13 protein-coding genes are annotated in these 14,759 nt (G+C 54.4%); 9 read left to right on the forward strand and 4 right to left on the reverse strand.

Annotated elements, in window-relative coordinates; all coding sequences use genetic code 11:
• Positions 1-62 precede the first annotated feature (62 nt).
• On the reverse strand, positions 63-647 hold the full coding sequence (locus ACVWZ0_RS09460) for a hypothetical protein (RefSeq protein WP_253454513.1): 585 nt from the start codon (positions 645-647) through the stop codon (positions 63-65).
• Between the two features lie 544 nt (positions 648-1,191).
• On the opposite strand from ACVWZ0_RS09460, the gene ACVWZ0_RS09465 reads away from it, so the two are divergent.
• A complete protein-coding gene (locus ACVWZ0_RS09465) occupies positions 1,192-1,593 on the forward strand; it encodes an H-NS family histone-like protein (protein ID WP_253454512.1) in 402 nt (133 codons plus the stop codon).
• Positions 1,594-1,806: 213 nt separating this feature from the next.
• Here the strand turns inward: ACVWZ0_RS09465 and ACVWZ0_RS09470 are convergent, their stop codons facing one another.
• Entirely contained in the window at positions 1,807-2,481 is a 675-nt protein-coding gene (locus ACVWZ0_RS09470; RefSeq protein WP_253454511.1) for a GntR family transcriptional regulator, read from the reverse strand.
• Between the two features lie 112 nt (positions 2,482-2,593).
• Here ACVWZ0_RS09470 and ACVWZ0_RS09475 point away from each other — a divergent pair, with 112 nt between their 5' ends.
• From ACVWZ0_RS09475 to ACVWZ0_RS09490, 4 genes are read left to right on the forward strand one after another with little or no spacing between them, the layout of a single operon-like run.
• Positions 2,594-3,274, forward strand: coding sequence for a DUF2848 domain-containing protein (locus ACVWZ0_RS09475; RefSeq protein WP_253454510.1), 681 nt, complete (start codon positions 2,594-2,596; stop codon positions 3,272-3,274).
• An 11-nt stretch (positions 3,275-3,285) separates the two neighbouring features.
• Positions 3,286-4,629, forward strand: coding sequence for an amidase (locus ACVWZ0_RS09480; protein WP_253454509.1), 1,344 nt, complete (start codon positions 3,286-3,288; stop codon positions 4,627-4,629).
• Between the two features lie 2 nt (positions 4,630-4,631).
• A complete protein-coding gene (locus ACVWZ0_RS09485; RefSeq protein WP_253454508.1) occupies positions 4,632-5,267 on the forward strand; it encodes a DUF4286 family protein in 636 nt (211 codons plus the stop codon).
• Positions 5,260-6,570 (forward strand): MFS transporter, encoded by a 1,311-nt coding sequence (locus ACVWZ0_RS09490; RefSeq protein WP_253454507.1) that lies wholly within the window; start codon positions 5,260-5,262, stop codon positions 6,568-6,570. The genes ACVWZ0_RS09485 and ACVWZ0_RS09490 overlap by 8 nt, the downstream gene beginning before the upstream one ends.
• A gap of 413 nt (positions 6,571-6,983) precedes the next feature.
• Here the strand turns inward: ACVWZ0_RS09490 and ychF are convergent, their stop codons facing one another.
• The gene (gene ychF, locus ACVWZ0_RS09495) at positions 6,984-8,075 is read right to left on the reverse strand and encodes a redox-regulated ATPase YchF (protein ID WP_253454506.1); all 1,092 of its coding nucleotides are present in this window, start codon (positions 8,073-8,075) and stop codon (positions 6,984-6,986) included.
• Between the two features lie 335 nt (positions 8,076-8,410).
• Between ychF and ACVWZ0_RS09500 the strand changes: the two genes are divergently transcribed.
• The 4 genes from ACVWZ0_RS09500 (at position 8,411) to ACVWZ0_RS09515 (ending at position 13,938) form a co-directional block, all read left to right on the forward strand.
• Positions 8,411-9,892, forward strand: coding sequence for a SulP family inorganic anion transporter (locus ACVWZ0_RS09500; RefSeq protein WP_253454505.1), 1,482 nt, complete (start codon positions 8,411-8,413; stop codon positions 9,890-9,892).
• Between the two features lie 136 nt (positions 9,893-10,028).
• A complete protein-coding gene (locus ACVWZ0_RS09505) occupies positions 10,029-10,670 on the forward strand; it encodes an EAL domain-containing protein (protein WP_253454504.1) in 642 nt (213 codons plus the stop codon).
• Positions 10,671-10,879: 209 nt separating this feature from the next.
• Positions 10,880-12,580, forward strand: coding sequence for an Hsp70 family protein (locus tag ACVWZ0_RS09510; protein ID WP_253454503.1), 1,701 nt, complete (start codon positions 10,880-10,882; stop codon positions 12,578-12,580).
• Positions 12,577-13,938 carry a J domain-containing protein gene (locus ACVWZ0_RS09515; RefSeq protein ID WP_253454502.1) on the forward strand — a complete coding sequence of 454 codons (1,362 nt, stop codon included), beginning with the start codon at positions 12,577-12,579 and terminating at the stop codon, positions 13,936-13,938. The genes ACVWZ0_RS09510 and ACVWZ0_RS09515 overlap by 4 nt, the downstream gene beginning before the upstream one ends.
• A gap of 52 nt (positions 13,939-13,990) precedes the next feature.
• On the opposite strand, the gene pth is transcribed toward ACVWZ0_RS09515, so the two are convergent.
• Positions 13,991-14,575, reverse strand: a complete 585-nt coding sequence (pth, locus tag ACVWZ0_RS09520) for an aminoacyl-tRNA hydrolase (RefSeq protein WP_125289707.1) — start codon at positions 14,573-14,575, stop codon at positions 13,991-13,993.
• Positions 14,576-14,759 lie beyond the last annotated feature (184 nt).

Raw genomic sequence — 14,759 nt, forward strand, 5'->3', positions numbered from 1 at the left:
TTAGAAAATTCTGGAAACATCATCGGAACGGGAAAAAAGTAGTTATAATCCAGCAGGTTAATTTATCTCCCCAAAGAGGGTGTCTGCGCTTTATGCGTCGGTAAAAATAAATTATTAGCCAGTAAGTTGACCTGGAAGTTGTTATTAATTAATTGGATGATCTTTATTAGGGCACTAAGTATTTGCCTGGCGCTTACCTCCAGCCAGCTTTGTCGATGCATGATCCCGGCGCAGATGACTGCGGGAAGGCAAGGCGCAAACTGTTGCCGATTCGCTTCAAAAGGGTAGAGCACGGTGTCCAGAGTGAAATCGGAAACGACAGTGCCGATAATCTCGCCATCTGCCCGCGCGTTAAGTTCCGTCAGCCGTGCGTTCTGCACAATTTGCAACTGAAGCCATTCTTTAGTGCGCACGTCGCAAAGCATCCTTTGGTTCTCAGGTTCCTTAAGCTGGTCGACATTTTCCTCATTCATTCCGGCCTGACTGCTTATCAACTGTGAGTATGCTTGTTGCTCGTCAGTGCTGATAAACAGGTTAAGTAACCTCCGCCACAGCCTGCTGTGTAGCCGCTGCTCCGCTATTTGCGCTTTCAGCGTAGCAGTTAGCTGATACCGCTTGTCTTCCCGGCAAACGTTCTGAGGCTGCATTTTCCGAAACCTCCTTTTAAAGGTTGAAATTGTTAATATAGTTACCAGAGGTTATGCGACAGGACTGCTCAGTGAAATAATGGTCTGGCGGAGAATCTGTCGTACAGGCGATTCAGCTATCTTTTTACAGTTATTTTATAAATTTCCAATATTGTTTTTAGACAGGTGGCTAATAACCACCTTGCTGCTGGTAGCATAAAACATATCAACTGTCTTTGATATTACCGGTAGGGATTTTTATACTACCAGACCCGATTTTGGTTTTTTTAAAAAGGTAACGATATTCGGGACGCCGGAAATTACTTCCACAATCAGTATAAATCAGGCAAGTAGTTTTGAAAGTGAATACATTTTTCGGATAAATGTCGATTCCGGCAGGATCCATAAGTTATATCCTTTTTTCAGGACATTAATTGCATATAATTCCCGCAGACTCGTCTGATTATCGCCCATCAACTTAAATCACAACGCAATAAATGGTACCCTTGCCGCTGACGGCGAACGATCGCCGTTTTATTAATCAGTAGATTTAAGGAAATGATGTATGAGTTTTACCCTGAGCAGCCTGAAAAATATCCGTTCGCTACGTGCACAGGCGCGCAATATGGCTACAGAGGATCTTGAAGAGATACTATCAAAGCTGAAAATTATCGTGAATGAACGTCGTGAAGCCGCCAGCGCGCAGGCAGCCGAAGCCCGCGAAAAAGCGGAAAAGCTGGCAATGTACCGTGAACTGATGCTTGAAGACGGCATTTTACCGACAGAACTGGTCAATAATTTGCCGCCCGTCGCCCGTGCAAAAAAGAAGCGCGCGCCTCGTCCCGCAAAATATAAGTACCTCGACGGCAATAATGAAGTCAGATACTGGACCGGGCAGGGCCGCACGCCGACACCTGTTAAGAATGCCATTGCAAACGGTCAGTCGCTGCACGATTTCCTGATCTAATCGATCGGATATCAGGCCAATAAGGCAGAACGTCAAGGCTGCCTTATTTTGCCTTACGGCTCTTTAAGAGCAATATATCAATTACGCCGTGCAGAGTGGTCTTCTGGCGCTGAAGCGTATCTTCCTTTGATTATAAATCCCGGCCCCGCAAACCGATCGCTGCGCTAAACCACCCAGGCCCGACAGCCCCGGTTGCAGGCTGCGGTCAGCTTTTCAGGTAGAGAGCAGCGCGCGTCTAAAAGAGTCAATATGCGCGCGGGTTGCTGCCGTCACGCGCTGAATATCCCCGGAGGCCAGCGCCGCAATAATTTCATTATGCTCAGCGATAACCTCATCCATATGGCTGACGCTCGACAGCGTTGTCGCCCAGAAGCGCTGCGCCTGCGCGTGAATAACGCTCAGGATATCCGCAAGCCGTCGGTTGCCCGCAATATCCGCCAGCACCTGGTGAAACTCGCGATCCAGCAACATCATTTTCTCTCTGTTGCGCGAGCCGCCGGCAAGCCCGATCTGCTGATTCAGCTCGCGCAGCTGGTTAAGGTGCGCCTTATTTACTTTCTGGCTGGCAAGCTGCGCGCACAGCGTTTCGTTAACCAGCCGCACCTCAATCAATTCCAGCGCATCATCGATCGACAACGGGGCGACCATAACGCCCTTGCGGGGAATGATTTGTAGCAGCCCTTCGGTAGCCAGGCGGTGGATCGCCTGATTGATCGGCGTGCGCCCCATTTCCAGATCGTCCATTACCTGGGCGGTATTAAGATAATCGCCGGGCTTGTAACGCAGCGTGATCAGCCTGTGCCTGAACGCCAGGTAGGCCTGTTCGTTCAGCGACAGATATTTTTTCCGCTCGATCGGGTTCACATTTTCACCAGCTGACTCATTCATGATGCCGTTCCTGTTTAAGCCTTTGCGACATATTACACAAAAAGCTGGCATGAAAATCGCTAGTTTGAAATGCGAGTGAAATTTCACTCTAATTTCAAATGAGGGTTTTGCCATGCACCTACAGTTCATTACCGGCGACGAAGCCGCTGCCAGACTCGATGTCGACGTAACCCGCTTTGTTATTGCGGGCTGGGCAGGGCGCGATCGGGATGCCGTCCTGCACCATATTCGGGAGCTTGAAGCGTTAGGCGTGCCTGCTCCTGGTGCAGTGCCGCTTTTTTACCGCGTCGCCACTAATCAGCTCAGCCAGAACGCCTTGCTGGAAGTCGTGGGCAACGAAACATCCGGCGAAGCCGAACCTTTCGTCTTTTTTCATCGCGGAGAGTGCTGGGTTTCTCTTACCTCCGATCACACCGATCGCTATCTGGAAACCTTCAGCGTGGCGCTTTCCAAGCAGGCCTGCATCAAACCGGTGGCAAGCGGCGCGTGGCGCATGCGCGAAGTGGCGGAGCACTGGGATGCGCTGGAGCTGACTTCCTGGATAAAAGAGCAGGGCGAATGGGTGGTTTATCAACAAGGTTCGCTGTCGTCGCTGCTGACTCCACAGGCGCTGCTTACGCGCTATCTGGAGGGCGAAACGGCCGCTGACGGCCTGGCCATGTCCTGCGGCACGCTGAGCACTATCGGCGGCATCCGTCCGGCCAGCGAGTTTCGGATGGCGCTGCACGATCCGGTGCTGGGCCGCACGCTGGAGCACACTTACCGCACCGGCGCACTGCCGGTCGTTGCATAAGGAGCGCGGCTATGACGACACTCTGGCAGGCAAGTCAGCAGCTACAGGCGGGGAACGTTCAGCCTGAAACCTTCACGCAGGCGGCATTGGCTGCCGCACGCGATCCTGAAAAAGAAGGCGCGCGCGTTTTCATCACTCGTTATGAGGCGCAGGCCAAGCAGCAGGCTATTGAGGCGGGAGAACGCTGGCAAGCCCGGCAATCACGTAGCCCGATCGATGGGCTTCCCATCAGCATTAAGGATCTGTTCGATGTAAAAGGCGAGGCGACGACGGCGGGTTCACGCCTGTTAAGCGATGCGCCGGTCGCCACGGCGAACGCGAGCGTGGTAGAGAAGCTCAATCGGGCTGGCGCCGCGATAGTCGGTAAGACCAATATGACCGAATTCGCCTTCTCCGGGCTGGGCATCAATCCGCACTACGGCACGCCTGCCAACCCGTGGCGGCGCGAGGAGAAACGTATTCCCGGCGGCTCCTCTTCCGGCGCGGCGGTGGCTGTAGCGGATGGGCTGTGTCTGGGCGCTATCGGTACCGATACCGGCGGTTCCGTACGTATTCCCGCCGCGCTCTGCGGCCTGACCGGCTTTAAACCTGGCGCCAGCCGAATCGATCAGGCGGGCACGTTGCCGCTTGCGCCTTCGCTGGACAGCATTGGCGTTATTGCGCATGACGTTCGCAGCTGCTGGCTGCTTGACAGCATCATTGCCGAAAAGCCTCTTGAGATGCGGGAGTCGGATCTGCGCCACGCCCGCTTTGCCGTACCGCAAACTCGCGTCCTGGACGATCTGGATCGGGATGTAGCGCAGGCGTGGCAGTACGCGCTTGATCTTCTCCGGGAAGCCGGGGCCACGCTGGTGGCCTTGCCACTTACCGAGCTGGATGAGCTGAATACCCTGAACGCGCGCGGCGGTATTACGGCTTATGAAGCCTGGCAGTGGCATCAGCGTACGGCTTTGGCCCGGCCCGAAGCTTACGATCCGCAGGTGCTGATGCGCCTGCAGCGCGGCAGCCAGCTGACTGAACAGGATGCCGCTGAACTTTATCAGCAGCGCGCAGCCTGGCAGCGGCGTATCAACACGGCGCTGGAAGGCTTCGACGCGCTGCTGATGCCCACCGTGCCGAAGATTGCGCCGACTATCGCTTCGCTGGACGAGCCGCAGCGTTATATGGAGATCAACGCCCTGATGCTGCGTAACACCAGCGTTATCAACATGCTGGATGGCTGCGCCATTTCCTTACCCTGTCACCCGGCCGGTCATGCGCCGGTTGGCCTCAGTCTTGCTGCCGTTCATGGCGACGATGCCCGCTTAATCAGCTGGGCTGTTGCCGTGGAAACTGCCCTTACCCGGAGATCCTGAAGATGAAGCAACCTCACGGCATGCTGTTTGTCGCCACCAATATTGGCGCGGATGACGAAGCGGATTTTAACCAGTGGTATGACCATGAACACGTTGAGGAGCGCGTGGCCATCAGCGGCTTTTTAAGCGGCACGCGCTACCAGGCGATTAACGCCGAACGTAAATATCTGGGCCTGTACGAAACCGAATCGCTGGAGGCTTTTACCAGCGTGGACTATCACGCGGCGTTCACGCGCCAGACCGAGTGGTCGGTGAAAAATCTGCAAAAGATGGTCAACCCGATGCGCCGGGTCAGCGCCGTTACCCATACCCACGGTAAAGGCACCGGCAGCCAGCTGGCGGTGGTCACGCTTGCACAAGCGGTCGACAGCGCGGCGCTGAGCGCCTGGCAGCAGCAAATCGGCCAGACGCCGGGCTATATCTCTTCCAGCCTGCTGACGCCCGATGCGGATCTGAGCACGCCGCTGCCGATGGAAGGGAAAGAGAACCGCCAGATGCTGCCGATGCTACTTATCAGCTGTAGCGATGCGCCATGCTGCGATCGGCTGGCTTCCGTTGCGGCAGAACTGCTGACGGGCGAGGTGCAGCGCTATGCCCTTAGCTGGACACTAACCCGACAGGAGATGACTCATGGCTGATACGCACTCCACGCTGCATCAGGCGGTACGCCCGAAGCGAAGCAAATCAAAAACGGGTCGCCTGGCGGCGGCCAGCTCGATTGGCACGGCTCTGGAATGGTATGACTTTACCGTTTACAACATCATGGCCGCGCTGGTGTTTAACCACGTGTTCTTCCCCAGCTTCGATCCGCTGGTCGGAACGATCCTGGCGTTCTCTACCTATGCGGTCGGCTATATTTCCCGGCCGCTGGGCGGCTTTGTCTTCGGCCACCTTGGCGACGTCGCCGGTCGTAAGGCGGTGCTGATTATTACGCTGGTGATTATGGGCGTCACGACCGCCCTGATGGGCCTGCTGCCGGGCTATGCCGTTTGGGGGATCTGGAGCCCCATCCTGCTGGTGGCGCTGCGCTTTGTGCAGGGCATCGCACTTGGCGGCGAATGGGCCGGCGCGGTACTGCTGTCGATGGAACATGGCGATGCCGACAAGCGCGGCCGCAATGCTTCTTTCGCGCAGGTGGGGCCTTCCTGCGGAACGCTGATCGGCACCGGCTTTATCACTCTGGTGACGGTAGCCATGAGCGCCGGACAGTTTCAGGCGTGGGGCTGGCGCATTCCTTTCCTGCTGAGCCTGCTGCTGGTGATGTTTGGCCTGTGGCTGCGCCGTGGCGTAGAGGAGACGCCAACCTTTGTGGCGATGCAGGCGGCGGAGAAAACCACGCATACGCCGCTAAAAGAGGTTTTTCTTAACTACCCTAAACAGCTGCTGATTGCCGGTGGCGCACGTATCGGGTCGGATGTGCTGTACGCGCTGGTGGTGGTGTTCACGCTGACCTATGTGACTACCGTCCTGCATATGCCGCGCCCGCTGGCGCTGCTGGCGACGATGCTGGGCGCCATTGGCAATGCCGTTACCGTGCCGATGTTTGGCGCGCTGTCGGATAAGTGGGGAAGGCGCCCGGTTTACATTACCGGCGCGCTGCTGGCCGTTGTCTGGTCGTTCGTGTTTTTTGTACTGCTCGACAGTACTCAGCCGGTATTAATCGTGCTGGCGGTAATTGGCGGCTTGCTGATCCATGCCATGATGTACGGCCCGCAGGCGGCGTTTGTCACCGAGCAGTTTCCCGGTCATGTACGTTACGCTGGCTCTTCGCTCGCCTATACGCTTGCCGGAATTGTTGGCGGCGGTTTCGCACCTTTAATTATCACTACGCTGTATAAAGAGATGGGCAGCACGCTGTGGGTGTCGCTATATGTTTGTCTGGCGCTGGCGATAACGCTGTTTGCCGTGTGGAAAGCGAAAGAAACGGCGCACCATCGCTAACAACAGGTGGCGAAGGAATGCCACAACATATTATTTTCCCCGTTATGGTTGCACCCTGCCTCTACTGCACCCGATATCTCTTCGACCGACGAACCGCGCTGGAAAAAAATCAGCCGGGCGGCGGCTTCTTTACTCCTGGCAGGCAGTTATAGCTTATACCGGCTGTTAAACCTGAACGGACGTAATTTATCGGTAGTGATTGTAAGAGCGAGGACAAGGGAAACATCTATCTGCAATATACGTTCAAATACCTGTCAGGAAGCGATAAAAACAATGAAGAAAAGCTCACTGTTATCCTCAGTTGAGGCCTGTGGGAGAAAACCACTGCTTCATAAATAAAAAGCCATCTGCTATACAGATGGCTTTTTTATAAAATTTACTTTTCTCTGCGGCTGACAGGTATTAGCGGTAGATTAGACGTTGAACAAGAAGTTCATCACATCGCCATCTTTCACGATGTACTCTTTGCCTTCTGAACGCATTTTACCGGCTTCTTTCGCGCCCTGTTCACCTTTATAGGTAATGAAATCTTCATAGGCGATGGTCTGGGCACGGATAAAGCCTTTCTCAAAGTCGGTATGAATTTTACCGGCGGCCTGCGGAGCGGTGGCGCCAACCGGAATAGTCCAGGCGCGCACTTCTTTCACGCCAGCGGTGAAGTAAGTTTGCAGGTTCAGCAGAGAATACCCGGCGCGAATAACGCGGTTCAGGCCCGGCTCTTCGATACCCAGCTCGGCCATAAACTCTTCGCGATCGGCATCTTCCAGCTCGGCGATGTCGGATTCAACGGCAGCACAAACCGGCACTACGATGGAACCTTCTTTAGCCGCGATTTCACGCACCTGATCCAGGTACGGGTTGTTTTCAAAACCGTCTTCGTTAACGTTGGCGATATACATCGTTGGCTTCAGCGTCAGGAAGCTCAGATAGCGGATGGCCGCTTTGTCTTCTTCGCTCAGATCCAGCGAGCGCAGCATGCCGGCGTTGGACAGGTGCGGCAGGCATTTCTCCAGCGCGGCCTGTTCAGCTTTAGCGTCTTTATCGCCGCCTTTCGCACGCTTCTGTACGCGTTGCAGCGCGCGTTCGCAGGTATCCAGGTCAGAAAGCGCCAGTTCGGTGTTGATCACTTCAATATCGTCAGCCGGGTCAACTTTATTGTTAACGTGGATGATGTTGTCGTTTTCAAAGCAGCGGACAACGTGGCCGATAGCTTCGGTTTCGCGAATGTTGGTCAGGAACTGGTTGCCCAGGCCTTCGCCTTTCGACGCGCCTTTTACCAGGCCCGCGATATCCACAAATTCCATGGTGGTTGGCAAAATGCGCTGTGGCTTGACGATCTCCGCCAGTTTGTCGAGACGGGAATCGGGCATTGGCACCACGCCGGTATTCGGCTCAATGGTACAGAACGGGAAGTTTGCCGCTTCGATACCCGCTTTGGTTAACGCATTGAACAGTGTGGATTTCCCGACGTTAGGCAGGCCCACAATACCGCATTTGAATCCCATGTTTGAATCACCTTAATTAATTGCAGGAGAAGAAATCTTCCCCGGTAAGCTGGTTAGCACAAGTTTTTGCGCATTATACACGTAATTATCGCCTGGATGGCGGGGATTTCTACCCGCGCGTGGGAGAAGGGGGTTGAGATCTTGCTCACGTTTTCACATACTGACAATCTTTGACAACAGACGGAGAACGCCGCGGATGCACTGCTCCCTGCTTACGCCACCCTGAAATCTCCCTTCCACGCCTGTTGCGCTTCTCGTCTTTCTGGCGAGTTCAAACTGTGTCCCAAACTGGCGGCGCGGTAATCACCTGCATTTGATAAAAAACGGAAATCAGCATGTTCAAACTGAGCAACCTCAGGGCTGCCGACGTCAAAAATGACGTTCTGGCCGGCGCTGTCGTCTCTGTGGCCCTTATTCCGGAAGCCACGGCCTTTTCTCTGCTAGCCGGCCTGTCGCCGACTATCGGTCTGCACACCGCCTTTATCCTGGGCCTGATCACCGCGCTGTTCGGCGGCAAACCGGGGATGATCTCCGGCGCGGCCGGCTCGATTGTGGTGGTGCTGGTCAGTCTTATTCAGACTCACGGCTATGAATACGTGCTGCTGGCGACGATTTTCGCCGGGCTGATCCAGCTGGCTATTGGCCTGTTCCGCCTGGGGAAATTTATCCGCCTTGTGCCGCAGCCGGCTATCTACGGTTTTGTAAACGGACTGGCTATCGTTATCGCGCTGGCGCAGATCCCGATGATTAAAAACCAGGGGCCGGTCATGTATGCCCTGGTGGCGCTGGCGATGCTGATCGTCTGGCTGTTTCCTAAATTTACCAAAGTCATTCCCGGCTCGCTGGCGGCGCTAATCGCCATCAGCGCCATTGCCATCGGCTTTGGACTGGATACCAAACGGGTAGGGGATTTGGCCGATATCTCCGGCACGCTGCCGTTCTTCCATCTGCCGGAAGCGCCGTTAAGCTGGGCCACAATGAAAATTGTGCTGCCTTATTCGGTGATTATCGCGCTGGTTGGGCTGATAGAATCGCTGTTAACGCTGGCAGTACTGGATGAAATGGGCAGTAAAAAAGGCAACGGCAACAAAGAGTGCGTGGCGCAGGGCATCGGCAATACGCTGTGCGGGTTCTTTGGTAGCTTTGCGGGCTGCGCGATGATTGGACAGTCGATCATCAACTTTACCTCCGGCGGGCGTGGACGCATCTCTAACCTGGTCGGCGCAGTATTGCTGATCCTGTTTGTGGTCAGCCTGTCTAAATATATTGCCCTGCTGCCGGTGGCGGCGCTGGCCGGTATTATGTTTGTGGTCTGTATTAATACCTTTGAGTGGAGCTCGCTGCGCCGTCTGAAACGTATGCCAAAGCCCGATGCGGTTATCATGATTGCGGTCACGGTGGTCACCATCTATACCGATCTGGCCATGGCGGTGATTTTTGGCGTGATCATCTCCGCGCTGGTTTTTGCCTGGCAACATGCCCGCATCAGTATCGTGGCACAGGAAGAGCGCGACGAGCAAAAGACCTATCGGCTGGAAGGGCCGCTGTTTTTTGCCTCTGCCGCCAGCTTCCAGGAACTGTTTACGCCAGCCAGGGATCCACAGGAAGTGGTGATCGACTTCGCCCGTACGCGGGTGATGGATTCCAGCGGCGTCGAGGCCATCGATAAATTGACCGCCCGCTATATAGCGGAAGGAAAAAGCGTCAGGCTGCGGCATCTTAGTGAAGATTGCATCAGTCTGTTAAAACAGGCAGGGCCTTTCTGTAGCCACGAGCTGGATGCGCCTGATTATAAAGTTGCGGCCGATAGCGACTAAAAGCGTAAAGCTAAGGCTGGCCCTGCCGATATATATAAAAATCGTTATATTGCCCAGTGGTTTAGATTAAATCACTGGTTTTTGACGATATGACGAATATAATCACTGGCAGGGCGTCCTGAGCTGGCTATAAAGCATGACTAATAATTACTGTTACGTTCCGATTCACTCTCTTAGCGGCGAGCTGATTGCGCTTGAGCTCACCGTTTTACCACACCAGACCGCGCCGCAAACCGGGGACGCCGAGAGCCGATTGTTGGATCAGCTGCTGACGGTAGAACGCTACGCGGACTATTTTCAGCTGCACGGGCTGCTGTGCTGCCTGACCATCGATTTTCCGCTGGCTTGCGCGGTAACCGAATCGCCTTTTATCCAGCAAATCCTCAGCCAGCTGCCTTTTTTGCGGCTGAAGCTTTCTGAAAATTTCCCCAACCTGCACGACGGGCCAAACAATCCTCTGCTGCGGGCGCTGACCGATCGGCTGAACATCTTATGGCTGGATGATTTAGGGGCAGGCGATGCCAATCTGAATGCGTTACAGTCGAAGATGTTTGAAGTGGTTAAGCTGGATCGGCAGTTTTACCTCGATAATATCAGCAAGCCGTTCTTTAACGTGCTGATCGCCCATATTCGCCGCTACACCAACCGCGTGCTGGTGGAGGGCGTAGAGAACGAAGGGCAGCTGGAGAAGCTGGCCGCCAACAAAGTCTGGGGCGTGCAGGGCTACTATGCGCAGACGATGGCGCTGGACGCGCTTGATGGCACGGATGGGGGTTAACGGTTAGCCAGAACCGGAAGCCAATAGCTGTCTGACGTAGGGTTCAATCTATTTTGGGGAAGAATATTCCGATCCCCTTCAGGCCTGGCTGAGAGTTTGAAACAATGGATAGCAGCTCTTTACCTGAACAGAAAAAGTTATTTATAAGCATCGAATAACGTTTCCTTATCTGAAATTAAATGGCTTCCACAGGGAAGTAAGGACAACTCATGGCAATTGAGCAGGTTATAGGAATTGACCTTGGAACCACTAATAGCGCGGTTTGCGTCTGGCAAAAGGGTCAAGCCGTTTTAGTCCCGAATAAATGGGGCGAGGTATTAACGCCCTCGGTTGTAGGCCTTGATGAGCAAGCTAATCTGATTATTGGACGTCCGGCGCGCGAACGGTTGCAAAGCCATCATGCGCTGACCCAGGCGAGTTTTAAGCGTTATATGGGCACGGAGGTTTCGCTGGCACTTGGTTCCAGGCAATTTCGTGCCGAAGAGTTGTCGGCATTATTACTGCGCCAGCTCAAAGAGGATGCGGAAAGCTGGCTTGGGCAAAAATTAACACAGGCCGTTATTACCGTACCCGCTTATTTTAATGACGTTCAGCGTCGGGCGGTGAAAAATGCTGCCCGGCTGGCTGGGCTGGACGCAATACGCTTGCTTAATGAGCCAACCGCCGCGTCACTTGCTTTTGGCCTGCTGGAAAATCGTGAGCAAAAATACCTCACTTTCGATCTTGGCGGCGGGACATTTGACGTATCCGTCATTGATATGTTCGAGGGCGTGGTGGAAGTTCGTGCCAGCAGCGGCGATATCCGGCTTGGCGGCGATGATTTCTCACAGGCGATTGTACAGTGGATGCTGAGCCAGCATCCCGAGCTGAAATCTGCGCAGGCCGGGCTGGCAGCGGCGCTGCTGGCAAAAGCGGAAAGCATGAAGCAAATGCTGAGCCACGCTACCGAGGCTAAGGCTTCGCTGGAATGGGCCGGTCGGCAGTGGAGCTGGACTTTTACGGAGGCTCAGCTGGCCGAGTGCAGCCAGCCGCTGCTGATGCGTTTACAGCGTCCGGTACAGCAGGCGCTGCACGATGCGCGTTTTTCTCTTCAGGATCTCGACCACATATTGCTGGTGGGTGGCGCAACCCGTATGCCGCTGGTTCGACAAACCGTTGCGCGGCTTTTTGGGCGTTTCCCTCGCCACGATCTCAATCCAGACGAAGCCGTTGCGCTTGGCGCAGGCATACAGGCCGGAATGGTGATGGCCGATGCTGCGGTCGAAGACATTATTCTTACCGACGTGATGCCGTTTTCCCTCGGCATTGAGGTGGTTAAGCGCCATGGTAATCAGATTGAACCCGGCTTTTTCCTGCCGCTTATTGAGCGCAATACCTTTTTGCCGGTAAGCAAAACCGAGACGCTGAATACAGTTAGCGACAATCAGACCTGCGTCCTGCTGAAAATATATCAGGGAGAAGGGCGCAGGGTTCAGGATAACGTTTTTCTCGGCGAAATGAGTATTGATATTCCTCCTCGACCGGCAGGTGAAATGACCGTTGACGTGCGGTTCACCTACACGCTGGACGGCCTGCTGGAAGTGGAGTGTCGCTATGACGGCAGTCCGGTAATAGCACGGCTGGTGATAGAAAAGGTGCCGGGGCAGATGAGCGAAGAGCAAATTGCCGCCAGCCTGCAAAAGCTGGCCGATATTAAACAGCATCCTCGCGATCGACCGGAAAATCGTGAGCTGCTCGCTCGCTGTTCGCGCCTTTATGAACGCTTACTTGGCGATGAGCGAGCATGGATGGATCGGCTGACTACCGCGTTTGAACAGGCGCTGGAGGGTCAGGATCTTCGCCGTATTGCCTCATCAAGAGAAGATGCCGAACACTTTTTACAACAGTACAAAGAGGGCCTCCTGCCATGAGCATCTGGCAGACGCTGGAACTGTCACCTACGCGTGATGAAGGGGAAATCCGCCGTGCGTATGCCCGCCAGTTAAAAAAACATCGACCGGATAGCGATCCGGCAGGCTATCAGCAGCTGCGTGAAGCATTCGATGAGGCAAAGCGACGGGCGCAGGCTAACATTATCGTTGATCACGAGGACAGCACTGCCGATATTTTACCGCCGATACAGGAGAAGCACGAACCTGAACCTCTGATCCAACAGGGTGAAGTCGCCAACGGCTTTACCGTTGGAGAAACAGCCGTCCCTCCTGAAGCAGATTTGCTGTACAGCGAAAAGGAGCTGCATAAACTGGCGTATCAGCTGGTAAACACAGAAATGACAGGCATTATTATGATGAATCGCCTGTCAGAGAGCGTGTTCAAAGCGGGGAGCCTGCAGCAGCAACAGCTTTTCCATCGACAGCTTGCGGCTGCGCTGGCAGAGAGTCCCGGTTTGACCGAAGGCCTGCTTGAACGCGTCAGCGGCCTGTTGGGATGGGGAATGGACGAGTACGACTACAGCCATATTATTCCGTATCACATTCAGGAGGCGCTGCATGAACAACTACGCGAAACTGAAGTGAACCGGGCATGGAAAGAGATGGAGGCAGAAGAGAAGCACGGCACGATGCTCAACAGGGCAGCGATTCGCCTGCTAAAGAGCGATAGCGAAAAGGTGCCTTTCTGGATACGCCTGATACCGGGTCTGCTCACGCTCCTTGCACAACAGGCAAACAGGTTGGGGTATTATTTTCCTGAAATTGTTCCACGGCTAAATCAGCCTGTGCTGCGGTTCCTGAGTCAACCTCGCGCGGCGCTCAGCTGGCAGGGGATTTTTTTGCTGGTATTCTGGGCGTTGGTCTTTAATGCGGTTATCCCTCTGTCGGGCATCAATACGACCGTTAGCGCTATCGCTGTTCTGACAGTGATGTTTTACCTGTATATCAACGACGCCGTCATGCTGGGCCTTCAAAGCAGGCCGCAATGGGTGAAGTGGTTTCTCTTTACCGAATTTATTTTCTCGCTGATGGCGATCCAGCTATTTTTTGGCGGACTGTTTTTTGCCGCCATCGTTACTATGCCGCCTTCCGGTCATGGCGGCGTTGCGCTGGTTATGCTGCTTGCGATACTGGTGTTGTCGATGGTGTTTTGGGCGGCATGGCCACAAGGCATCCCTTTTATACGCCGCCCCGGCAGAGTAATGAGCCGAATCTTTGCCAGCCCATGGAAGTTAATGGAATGGATGGATTTCTCATGGTTTTCGGTTATTTGGGCGCTACTCTGCCTGGCCGTATTTGTTCTGACTGGTGTAGAGCTGCTTAAGCTCTTTGCTTAATCCAGACGGCTGGTTGAGCGCTTTTATCAGCAATCAGCCAGCCTTAATTGGCTTAACCTTTAAAACTGTGCAGCCGGTTCATCGCCTTTAGCCTGTCTTCCTTCAGCCACACCTCGGTGCAGCGCGCCGCTTCGTCAATGGCGTTGTCGATCAGCGTCTGTTCCGCCGCCTGCGGCTTGCCCAAGACAAAACCCACGACCTTGTTGCGATCGCCCGGATGGCCGATACCGATGCGCAGACGGTGGAAGTTCAGGTTATTGCCCAGCCTGCTGATAATATCTTTCAGGCCGTTATGGCCGCCGTGGCCGCCGCCCTGTTTGAATTTTGCCACGCCCGGCGGCAAATCCAGCTCGTCATGCGCTACCAGGATCTCTTCCGGCGCGATACGGTAGAAGGTGGCCATTGCCGCAACGGCCTTGCCGCTCAGGTTCATAAAGGTCGTCGGCACCAGCAGCCTGACGTCTTCGCCACCGATATTGAGCCGGGCCGTGTAGCCGTAAAACTTACTCTCTTCTTTTAACGACTGATTGTGTCGTTGAGCCAGTAAATCCACATACCAGGCGCCCGCGTTATGGCGCGTGGCGGCATATTCCGCACCGGGATTGGCAAGGCCGACAATCAGTTTAATGCTGCTCACTTGTCTGTTTTCCTAAAAGGCTGCATCAGGGAAGGGCGCTAGTGTACTAAGAGCGGCGACAGAACTCAAAAGTGCGCGCTATATCACAATAGTTGATCAGGGTGATAATGCGTTTTCTATAGAAAAATCAGCGAAGTGCGCGTAAAGTTTTGTCAAACTTTTAGCAACAAATGTGATCTGGCCC

The sequence above is a fragment of the Erwinia sp. TECH1 genome (assembly GCF_054057575.1).

Excerpts from the sequence above, each read along its gene's own strand:
- ACVWZ0_RS09510 (WP_253454503.1), top strand. The coding sequence starts at position 10,880 with ATGGCAATTGAGCAGGTTATAGGAATTGACCTTGGAACCACTAATAGC.
- ychF (WP_253454506.1), bottom strand. The coding sequence starts at position 8,075 with ATGGGATTCAAATGCGGTATTGTGGGCCTGCCTAACGTCGGGAAATCC.
- ACVWZ0_RS09500 (WP_253454505.1), top strand. The coding sequence starts at position 8,411 with ATGTTCAAACTGAGCAACCTCAGGGCTGCCGACGTCAAAAATGACGTT.
- ACVWZ0_RS09480 (WP_253454509.1), top strand. The coding sequence starts at position 3,286 with ATGACGACACTCTGGCAGGCAAGTCAGCAGCTACAGGCGGGGAACGTT.
- ACVWZ0_RS09465 (WP_253454512.1), top strand. The coding sequence starts at position 1,192 with ATGAGTTTTACCCTGAGCAGCCTGAAAAATATCCGTTCGCTACGTGCA.
- ACVWZ0_RS09515 (WP_253454502.1), top strand. The coding sequence starts at position 12,577 with ATGAGCATCTGGCAGACGCTGGAACTGTCACCTACGCGTGATGAAGGG.
- ACVWZ0_RS09460 (WP_253454513.1), bottom strand. The coding sequence starts at position 647 with ATGCAGCCTCAGAACGTTTGCCGGGAAGACAAGCGGTATCAGCTAACT.
- ACVWZ0_RS09485 (WP_253454508.1), top strand. The coding sequence starts at position 4,632 with ATGAAGCAACCTCACGGCATGCTGTTTGTCGCCACCAATATTGGCGCG.
- ACVWZ0_RS09505 (WP_253454504.1), top strand. The coding sequence starts at position 10,029 with ATGACTAATAATTACTGTTACGTTCCGATTCACTCTCTTAGCGGCGAG.
- ACVWZ0_RS09490 (WP_253454507.1), top strand. The coding sequence starts at position 5,260 with ATGGCTGATACGCACTCCACGCTGCATCAGGCGGTACGCCCGAAGCGA.
- ACVWZ0_RS09475 (WP_253454510.1), top strand. The coding sequence starts at position 2,594 with ATGCACCTACAGTTCATTACCGGCGACGAAGCCGCTGCCAGACTCGAT.
- ACVWZ0_RS09470 (WP_253454511.1), bottom strand. The coding sequence starts at position 2,481 with ATGAATGAGTCAGCTGGTGAAAATGTGAACCCGATCGAGCGGAAAAAA.